We start from the raw sequence: 10,115 nt of genomic DNA on the forward strand, positions 1-10,115 counted from the left end.
ATCTACACCGTCATACCGCGATTCATTCGCGGTATCTCAAAGCATAGATCCCGCTAACAAGCAGCGGGATGACGATTGTCAGGGTGTCATCCCAGTGCTCCGACACTGATTTCCATCCAAGACGGTGTCATCCCAGTGCCCAGACACTGGGATGACATCATTTGTTGTGTTTAACAAAGTTTGCACTTAGCTTCATGTTAGTTATAAATATTAAGAAATTTACCAAATAGAAAAAAAGGCAAAAGAAGCCTCGTGGTTATTATCCGCTTTAAAATATTGGCGTTTTTTATGTTTTAAACGCTTGACAAGCGAGATTCAGCCGCTTTTAATTGCAACTAACCTATGCTGCAAATGTTTAAGAAATTTACTAAGCAGAAAAAAAGACAAAGAATCCCCGAGTTAGCTAGTCTTTTACTATCTCTGTCGAGTATTGGCATTTTTTGATGTCTTGTAACGCTTTATAAGCGCGTTCAGCTTATTTAGATAAAAATCTAGATGTAGATGAAGTTTTGTAAAGACATACAGTATCTATATACTGCAAAAAATTGAACATAAGACGCCGATACATTAAGTAATCCTTACCTTTTAATCTGCAGATTGGCGAAAGCAAATACAATAGCTTCAGTTTTATGATAAGGGGGCTGGCGGAGGGTGTTAAGCAAGTTTTTGTTTCTATTGAATGACAGTTGTAACCTATGCAAGAAGTCTGTTGTAGTTTGTACAATATCTTTATAAAATGGTTCGCATAAGTTATCTAGCAGTGCAACTAAACAAATATAAAAATCAAAACGTCGCGGTTTTTGGTCTTGGTAAAACTGGTTTATCCGCCATTAATGCTCTAATAAAGAGTGGTGCAAGAATATATGCATGGGATGATCATGAAGAGCAAATAGCAAATGCAAAAATGATGTATAAAAAATGTAATTTTATTCATCCCAAAGAATATAATTGGCAGGAGATCAGTGCATTGGTTTTAAGCCCTGGAGTGCCAATAGAGCCACATTGGATAGTAAAACTTGCAAGAAGTTTTGATTGCAAAATAAAATCAGACATTGAGCTATTTCTTGAAGCTAAAACTACAAACCAGAAGGTAATAGGCGTCACAGGAACAAATGGTAAATCAACCACTACATCACTAATAGGGCACATATTAAAATCTGCAGGGAAAAAAGTAGCTATTGGTGGAAATTTAGGCGTTCCTGTTTTGGATCTAGAAAGAGATGCAGAAATTTATGTAATTGAATTTTCCTCTTTTCAATTGGAGTTGATGAATGAAATTAACGTGGACATTTCAGTACTGCTTAATATTACACCAGACCACATAGATAGGCATGGAAGTATGGAGAATTACATAGCAGCTAAATTAAAACTGATAAACGGTAGTGAGATTGCTGTGATAGGATGTGACAATGAGATTACCGCTGATATATTCAACAAATTCACTGGAAACAAAATTCCAATCTCAGTAACATATTCCCCGATATCATTCCAGCCACCCTCTTTGTCATCCCAGTGCTTGACTACTCGGATCCAGAAGATCTCGTTAAAACTAGAGAGTCATAGCTTATCAGTAAGCGACGTGAAAATAAACCTAATATCCAACGCAGAAAACATAGCAGCCGCATATGCCGTATGTAAGCTACTTGGAGTAGATAGCAACACTATTATCAATGGAATCAAGTCCTTTTCAGGACTGAGGCATAGGAATGAACTGCTTGGCAAAATAAGAAATGTGTTTTTCGTGAACGATAGCAAAGCAACTAATGCAAAGTCGAGCGAAAAGGCGATCTTATCTTATGAAAACATAAATTGGATCGCTGGTGGAAGAAGCAAAAAAGGTGGAATAGAATCATTAAGCAAGCATTTCACAAGGATTGGAAAAGCTTTTCTTATTGGGGAATCAACCGAAGCCTTTGCAAATGTTATGGAGAATAAAGTAGATTTTGTAAAATGTTGCAATTTGAAAAACGCACTTAAACTAGCTTTTGAAGAGGCCTTAAATAGTGCAGAAGAAGTAACAATATTACTTTCTCCCGCGTGTGCTTCTTTTGATCAATGGAAAAATTTCGAGGAACGCGGCGAAGCATTTTGTAGAATGTTTGAAAATCTCAGGTACAATCACACATGCTGTTTAGTATAATGCTACTGTGGAACAAAAGTTAATAATAGATAAGCTAATTAGGGTTATTCCATTTGAAGGGATAAGCGATGAAACCCTATTAAAGGTGTGCACTGACCTTAATCTAGCTAATAGCTTTTGCAAATTTCAGAATGGAATATATAGCGCTTTGGAGCGCATAGCAGAGGACTTAAATAGCTCAATGGAAGCTGAACTAAGAAATTCTAATTTAGAAGATATGAAAGTGCGAGAGCGAGTAAAGTTAGCTATTCAAATACGCCTTTCAAACTACGCTAAGCTACCGAATTATAGAGAACTTTTAAAAAATGTTTTATCATTCTCCGTATCACCAAAAAATACATATTTTTCTAGTAAACTTTTATACAGAACTATTAGCGCGATTTGGTATGGCATTCATGACCAATCAACAGATTTTAACTACTATACAAAAAGAGCAATATTAGCTGGAGTGTACTTAAGTACGATACTTTTTTTTATCAATGATTATTCAGAAGATTTTGCGGATACTTTATCGTTTCTTGATAAACGTATCAACAATGTCATGACATTTCAAAAATTCAAAACTCGCTTAAAAGGAATCATAGGAAATTTTTTATAAGCTTTTCATCATACTGGTTATTCATATTTATATTCTCTTGTTTTTTTTGATCTTTATGTTAAAATAGCTTAATATTTATTAACGATAAAATGAAAGTTATTTATCATACCAATGGTAATATCAAGCCAGAAGAAAATACAAAACACGTGATAAACTTTTTTGGAGTACTTGGATGTATTAAGGTTAATGCTCGTAGTAAAAATCCACCTAAGGAGCAAGAAAGTAAGTTAGTTAAGCATTATTTTGACTATCCTTATTTTTCTAGAATTGTTAATCCAGAATTCTTTAAAAAAGAATTGAATAATGAAGAAAGAAAATTCAATAGGAGAATAGTATCACTATGGTTATGTTCTGCTATATTTTCTACTGCTTCTATTGTATCGTTATACTTGGCATACCAGAATCAAAAATCAAAAAAGGTACTTACAGGGTTAGCTTTTGCATCAGTAGTGCTATCAATTTTGGCTACCATATGTTTTATCGTATTTTGCCTATGGATGCTTTTTGACTTTGTTAAGAAAAGGTTCGTTGTACATAGAATCAAAAGCTTTTTGGAAAATGAAGTTAGCCCTGAGTGGATAAAGCGTTACAAAAAAGAACTTGTAGGTGACGATAAGGAAGTGGATGCAGAAGCTCACGATCAAGAGTTAGGAGAAAATAAAGATATAGAAGATATCGTGGAGTTTCTCTTGGAAAGCAGTTGTGTTAAAAATCAATAAAAAAAATGAAAAATATCGAAAAATTTTCAATTTAGTAGATTTATAAAAAATCAATATATTATGACTCTTAATTTAAATATTCTTAATCTAGTGTAGCTGTGGATAAGTACTTACAGTTTGTATAGCGTACTTATCCACAAGCTCTGCCATAAATTAGCTTAGATAGAAACAGACTGAGGACTATATTCCTCAGTAAAGACTCTATCGTCTCTGACCAAAGAGTTAGCAAGAATAAGCAGTTTTCTCATGGCAGCAGTGGAAGCAATTTTATATGGCTTTTTATATTGATTATATAATCTAGTAAAGAAAGGGTTGATATAAGAATTAACTTTTTGTGCACTGAGAATACACATGTGTAAAACCGTTCTAACTTGTGATCTACCGCCCTGAATACATCTCTTTCCTTTACTGAAACCACTGTCTCGATTAAAAGGTGCAAGTCCTGCAAGGCTAGATATTTGCTTTTCTTGAAGGGTTCCAAGTTCGGGCAAATAGCAAATCAAAGTAATGGCTGTGATTTTACTTACACCTGGTATGCTAGTTATTGATATATATTTTCTTTTAAGCTCTTGGTTTTGATCGATAAATGTAATCATTTCATCTTCTAAAGTTTTAATTTGATTACGTAAAATCGCGAGAAGCTCCTCTATTTGTTTGATTATAGATGTATCAGTTACCTGTTGGATTTGGGTTTTTTGTATTTTTGCTATTTCTACAAGTTGGTTTCTACGAGATAATTTTTGTTTCAAGCAATCAATATTACCATTATCAACTGTTAAAGGAGTAACACGCATATCTGTATTATTGATATAACGTGAAATGATACTGCAGTCTATTTTATCAGTTTTTGTAGTAATACTAAGGCTTTTAGCATAGTCTCTAACCCATCTAGGTTGAATGACGTACACCTCAAAACCATTGCTTAGTAAAGTATAGGCACATAATTTTTCGTATCCACCAGTTGCCTCAAGACCAACTTTGGTTACATTATGCAAACGTAAAAAGTCCAGCATTTCATCAATGGATTGTACATTGTTTTCAAATATTTTATAATGCTCAAGTGGGTGAATGTGGATATCTAATTTACTTTTGCTAACATCAATGCCAGCAATAATATTTGATGAATTCATAATTCCTCCATAATAATAACATATACTGCATTTTCCAGTCTTATATACGAGCCTAAAAGCTCAATCAGTTGTTCGGAACTTTCAGTATAAATTTAAGAGAAGAGAACCTTGCTTTCCAACGGTCCCTATGACCAAGAAAGGAAACGGTTCCTCTTCTCTATACATCTTTATATTACTGCTTTGTCACACTTACAAAGACTTAATTTCAACATATAAGAAAGAAAATTGTAGCGCTATATGAATTTCTAACAAACGGTGAAAAGTTAGTTCAAGCTGGAATGGCAATGGTAAACATGTTGCTTGTAAAAGGTGTGCATCCGAACGATATAATTTTGGATACTAACTCTCTTGGAGGAGGAATTGCAGCAGAAGTTTTAAAAAAGTTTGAAAAGCAAGGGATTTATTTAACGCTAATTCATAGTAATTCTTATAGCTCACTTAAGGATGCAACTAATAACTTTCCTCATGGGATAGGGAATTTTTTCATGAGACGGCTTCCTGCAAAATTCTTGAATTTTTGGTTTAATCGTTGCGGATTGGAATTTAATTCACGAGAGATTATAGAGAATACAAAATGCCCTGTATTAATTGCTGGCAGGAAAGGCGATACTGTAATTCCACAGGAAGCACAACTCGTTGGTAAACTTCCAGATTCATCCACATCTGACACATCTGAATGGTTTAGATGGAATATAGTACTTGAACACGATCCTCAAAACACGGAGTGTAAGAGCAAAAATATTCATGCTGATCATAAAGAACATTTAGTTTATCGTGAGGATAATGATGATATAACAAAATACACCAGTTACGAAGAAAAAGAAAATAAATTTATTGAAAAAGCACATAAATATTTGTTGAAAGGTGAATTTAATAGAAATTTTAAGCTAAAAGACTACTGTAAAAGTAGTATCTTTGGAAGCTTGACGAAAATAGAACTGAAACCCATCAATGAAAAGCATATACAAGTTTAAGTTGATAGAGAAAGAAAAATTATTCTTGCTATACCGTAGGTACGTTCCAAGATTATACTAAAGTTTTTATTGCACTCAAAACCTTCGTTTTTCCTAATCTCTAGAATTATCAATGCATCATCACTTAACCAGCCTGAGTGAGCTAGTCCATTCAACGTTGATTCAACTAGATTGCTATTGTAAGGTGGGTCTATAAAAACTACATCGCACTTTGAAATAGGTTGTGGCAATTTGTTAGCACTGCAACAAATTAGCGTGACATTGTCCGTAATTCCAAAATCTTCTGCTGTTTTTTTAGGCAGTTGCAAATTGTAATAGTCTGAATCTACCATGAATGCATGTTTAGCACCGCGAGAAAGTGCTTCAAATGAAAAAGAGCCACTTCCGCAAAATAAATCAAGTACATTCAAGTTATAAATAGGTTTTCTCGAAGAAAGTATACTAAATATTGCTTCTCGGACAATGCTCATAGTTGGCCGTGCAGCCAAATGCTTACCTGTAGTTATTTTTCTTCCGCGATATTTGCCTGCAATGATGCGTAGCATATTAAATAAGCTCCAAAATAATTAATTATTTATACTATATGATTAATGTCAATATGGCTTTAGCAGTTTAATAGAGAGAAGCTATCGAGCCGCTTGTAAGAAAAACACAAGACTCATCCGTTATCTTTTTCTGATTTGTCTGCTGCATTAATTGCTTGACCAATCTCATCTTGTAAATCACCATAACTATTTCCTTCATCGTGATTGATCCCTTCAATTCTGCTTTCTAATTCTAACTTAATTATGGTGTTGATTTTATCTATATCATCTAGGAAGCCTTGACATTCTTCATTACTATATTCCTCACCAGATGCCTTTTTTTCGATAAATAGACTTTTAAACTCTGCAAGATCAGAATTCTGATCGGTATTTAGTACAACATTTCTCTCTATGAAGCTAAGATCCGACAGCAGTAAGCTAACCTCCAACAGATCTTCACTTTTCACGCTTTTAAGGTCTTCAAGGCTTTCTAAAATACTAAACACCTTAAACCTTTCTTGTGCAATCTCTTTGTCTTCCTTATCAAATTCAGACAATAAACTATGATTATCTACAAATTTCTCACTCAAAGCTTTATTTAACCTAGTGAGGTCGATATTGTTGTCCGGTGTGTTATCTAATAGTAGATCTACTCTCGCCCTACGCGCATTTAAAATGTCGTCGTAGTCATTTAACTTTATGTTGCCATCATCGTCTTGCTGCAATTTATAATAATCAAGGCCTTTGAAATTTTTATTAGTCTTCATCTTCAATCCTCTTCTCCTTTTGCATCTGGTTTCCTCATTGGTTCCGGTAATTTCCTTTTGACCGGTTGATCAAGCTTGTCTTTTTCTGGTTCTCTCTTGCGTCCTATGGTGTAATCATGAAGCTTATTCAAGAAATCTTGCCTATGCGATTTTGCTCTACAGAGCAGATTACCTTGGTAACCATCTTTTTCTCCTGTACGGTGGCTAACTCCTATAGAATCAAGGCCATGCTCCCAAGTAAATTTCATAGCATCTTCTATTGTATAGCCCAAATGTGATCCTACATACCCTTTGTAATATTCTAAATATCTATCAATTCTTCTATGCGCAATATCTTCTTTATCAACTCCAAATGCCCTGTAGATCTTTTCCTCAAGCTTATCGACGTCATTTTTAGGTGATGTTGCAAACTTTGTTGCTTCAATAGTAGCACCTACAAATTTACGTGGCACATCAATAACGTGTTTCAGCACACCTCCGACTCTTGGTATCCTGCCTAGTAGATTAGCTGTACCTCCAGCTAGTTGATTAGGGAGCCCAGTAGCAAATTTACCTAGAGACTCAAGTCCTCCACCAATAGCACCTTGCAACATATGCTTAGGTAGAGAAATTAACCCCATTAAATTAGTTACTCCAGCCTTTTCAAAAAATTTAAGTAACGGTATCTGAGATAATATACCACCTCCCTGATACATACTAGATATATTGTAAACGCTGAATCCACCACCAGCTATACTTGAGCCCATTTGTTGTACGAACTCGCGTAAAGAGAACATTAAAAATGAAAGCAGGAATAATACAAAGATTTCCCCTGCATTGATTAAATAACCTCTCTGTATGTCTTGCACCCTTTGGTAATCGCTATTTTCTTGATAATTTTTGCAATCCTCACAATCTTTACATTTCTGACAGTATTCACTGTTGGGATCCCTATATAATTTGTGCAAATCCTGTAATTGGCAATGTGGCTCTCGTCTAATAACATCCTGCACCAAAGACTTTATCTCTCTTTTGAGATCTGGTCTTATGGTACCTTTTCTGTAGTCATCCACTATTTCCCTATAATTTTTACATTTTTCTTCATCTTGCTGAGATTGACAGTAAAGCTCTGTTATTTTACTATTCATACCACCTATCTTTTTGTCTATATTATTGATCAGTAATATAATGTCAGCCCTCTCTGATGCATGAGATAAACTATTTGTTAAGCGCACTAGATCTTTCTCACTACAGCCATTACTAACTACCATATCACTTTCCGCAATATAGTGGTCTGCTGGATTCTTTTTAGTACCAGGAATTGGGTTAAAGAAAGGATAATCTATATAACGAAACCCTTTTTCAATGTAATTCGGTGGAAGAGGGATATACCCAGCACCGCCAGTAAATTTTATTGTACCACCTTCTCTGCTTATCTTTTCTATACCTTCTATGTTCTTATCTACGTTCAGCGGAGAAGCTTCTCCAAGAGTGTAAGGTACGAAAATTTGCCCTGGGGTCCAACCAAAGTACTGCTTATCAACGATACAAAAACCACCAAACACCCATTTTGGAGCACATAACCTTACCTCAAACCATTTATTGTAGCATACAGTAAAACCTAACTGCCTATAAAAGGTATTCATTATAATGGAAGCCAGTAATGACAAGAGAGTAAATATCATAATCGACTGTAAACAAAAACTGATGCAGAATTTTATCCAACCTTCAAATAGACTTTTCAACGGTGAAAATAAAATAGAAATTAGAAACAGTGGCATGATGGCTATAAGAAAAGCTATACCCATAAAACCAGAGAGGAATATTATGTAAGCATATAAGCACAGCAAGAAATATAAAACTATCCCTATGAAAATTGCCGGTATCATAAGAAGGCTTGCCCACATTTGGTAATGTAAAAACGCTGCAAACTTTTTCCAAACAGAGTAAGCAAAAAACTTGTTGAACATGTTCTCCATAAAACCAAACAACTCATCAGTATTTGAATTAGGAGCAAAGTTAGTAATTATACTTATCAATTGTTCAAGACCTTTGATGAATAAAACGAGAAAATGATCATAGAAAAACCTAAAACTTCCAGGAGATATAAGCACTATTACTAGAGTGATTTTCATCATTCTGATGAGCATATCATGCTTAGTTTCTCGTATCATGCCAAAAAGATAAAGAAGCGATGAAATCATTACAAATAGAACAAGCAAGGAAAGAACAAAATTGTGAAAGCTCGTATTTTTTTCAGCTATATTTTCGAACATAGCTTGTGCAACTGCAGGATCATTGCTATTAAAATGTTTTTTGCAATTTTCGTTAATCAATAATACACATTTTAGATAGTTATAAATGTAATCAAAAAACCCAAAACTACTTGGCTGCTGCACTCCACTTAAGAACTCAAAAGAGTAGCCACCTACATTATCTAAGTAATATCTATCTAATATTTTTACATATATTTTCCATCCCTTTTCTAACTTCATCGTCTTACAATTCCTATCTTTTAATTTAGTGCTATCTCTGTCTAAAGTAAAAAGTCCATTGTCGCCCTCAGCTGTGGAATTATAACCTAGATGTACAGTAGGATATTGAGGATCGCGCATTAATTTTAGATTTTCGTTAGGATCATCTTTCCCCGTTTGAAACAAAAGATAAGCACCATGACCATTGGTAAACCAACATGGAGCACCACGTGATACTGTATTTGCGCTATCATCTTCATTAATGCACTTGCAATTTACAGTGCAACTTGCATTAGGATTACTTGAAAATTTTTCTATGCTAGGTTTATAATCATTACAAACTAAGTGAAAGTCAGGTAGACTATTATCGCCTGACTTGCCTTCAAATTTAGTTGCATATTTTAACTGCTCCAAGCTCTGCAAGTTATAACTGCCTTTAGATTCCTTCTTGTTATTATTACTCCAAGATGTCCATGCACCATTAACTCGCACTTTTAAACTATCTCCATTAGTTTCAAGTCCGGTATCTTCCCACTTCACCACTTGGTTATGGTGAAAACCATAATTAATTTCGCCAGTTTCAGGATCAACAACTTCTCCATTTCCTGGAATAAACGCATCTTGGTCGCTTGAAAAATGAGCGCTTACTGCAATAGGTTTAGGACCAAAATAGTCAGCAGATATGCACCTTGGAAAAGGCATATCATTCTTACTACAACCTGTGATCAGCATATAAGCTGCAAGAAGTAATACCCTAAACCAACATTTGCCTAAGCGTGATTGCATATCTAAACTTTTTCCAAATACAGA

At 34.6% G+C, this 10,115-nt stretch carries 6 protein-coding genes and 2 pseudogenes; 4 read left to right on the top strand and 4 right to left on the bottom strand.

Annotated features, from left to right (window positions below; translation table 11 throughout):
• Positions 1-736 precede the first annotated feature (736 nt).
• The 3 genes and pseudogenes from murD to OPR48_RS01440 all read left to right on the top strand — a co-directional run.
• On the top strand, positions 737-2,140 hold the full coding sequence (gene murD, locus OPR48_RS01430; protein WP_265026268.1) for a UDP-N-acetylmuramoyl-L-alanine--D-glutamate ligase: 1,404 nt from the start codon (positions 737-739) through the stop codon (positions 2,138-2,140).
• A 7-nt stretch (positions 2,141-2,147) separates the two neighbouring features.
• Positions 2,148-2,738 carry a COQ9 family protein gene (locus OPR48_RS01435; protein WP_265026269.1) on the top strand — a complete coding sequence of 197 codons (591 nt, stop codon included), beginning with the start codon at positions 2,148-2,150 and terminating at the stop codon, positions 2,736-2,738.
• Between the two features lie 89 nt (positions 2,739-2,827).
• A pseudogene (locus tag OPR48_RS01440) lies at positions 2,828-3,433 on the top strand (fungal specific transcription factor domain-containing protein); the annotation flags it as partial.
• A gap of 182 nt (positions 3,434-3,615) precedes the next feature.
• Here the strand turns inward: OPR48_RS01440 and OPR48_RS01445 are convergent.
• Positions 3,616-4,587, bottom strand: coding sequence for an IS110 family RNA-guided transposase (locus OPR48_RS01445; RefSeq protein WP_265026271.1), 972 nt, complete (start codon positions 4,585-4,587; stop codon positions 3,616-3,618).
• A gap of 215 nt (positions 4,588-4,802) precedes the next feature.
• Between OPR48_RS01445 and OPR48_RS01450 the strand changes: the two are divergent.
• Positions 4,803-5,561, top strand: a pseudogene (locus OPR48_RS01450) (alpha/beta hydrolase family protein); the annotation flags it as partial.
• Here OPR48_RS01450 and rsmD read toward each other — a convergent pair.
• The 3 genes from rsmD to OPR48_RS01465 all read right to left on the bottom strand — a co-directional run bounded on the left by rsmD (position 5,558) and on the right by OPR48_RS01465 (position 10,091).
• Entirely contained in the window at positions 5,558-6,106 is a 549-nt protein-coding gene (gene rsmD / locus OPR48_RS01455) for a 16S rRNA (guanine(966)-N(2))-methyltransferase RsmD (protein ID WP_265026273.1), read from the bottom strand. The pseudogene OPR48_RS01450 and the gene rsmD overlap by 4 nt on opposite strands.
• 113 nt (positions 6,107-6,219) lie before the next feature.
• On the bottom strand, positions 6,220-6,852 hold the full coding sequence (locus OPR48_RS01460; RefSeq protein ID WP_265026274.1) for a WD_0853 family protein: 633 nt from the start codon (positions 6,850-6,852) through the stop codon (positions 6,220-6,222).
• 2 nt (positions 6,853-6,854) lie between these two features.
• Entirely contained in the window at positions 6,855-10,091 is a 3,237-nt protein-coding gene (locus OPR48_RS01465; RefSeq protein ID WP_265026275.1) for a TrbL/VirB6 family protein, read from the bottom strand.
• Positions 10,092-10,115: the final 24 nt, after the last annotated feature.

Origin of the sequence: Wolbachia endosymbiont (group A) of Bibio marci (assembly GCF_947251645.1) — a bacterium.
Taxonomy (GTDB): domain Bacteria; phylum Pseudomonadota; class Alphaproteobacteria; order Rickettsiales; family Anaplasmataceae; genus Wolbachia.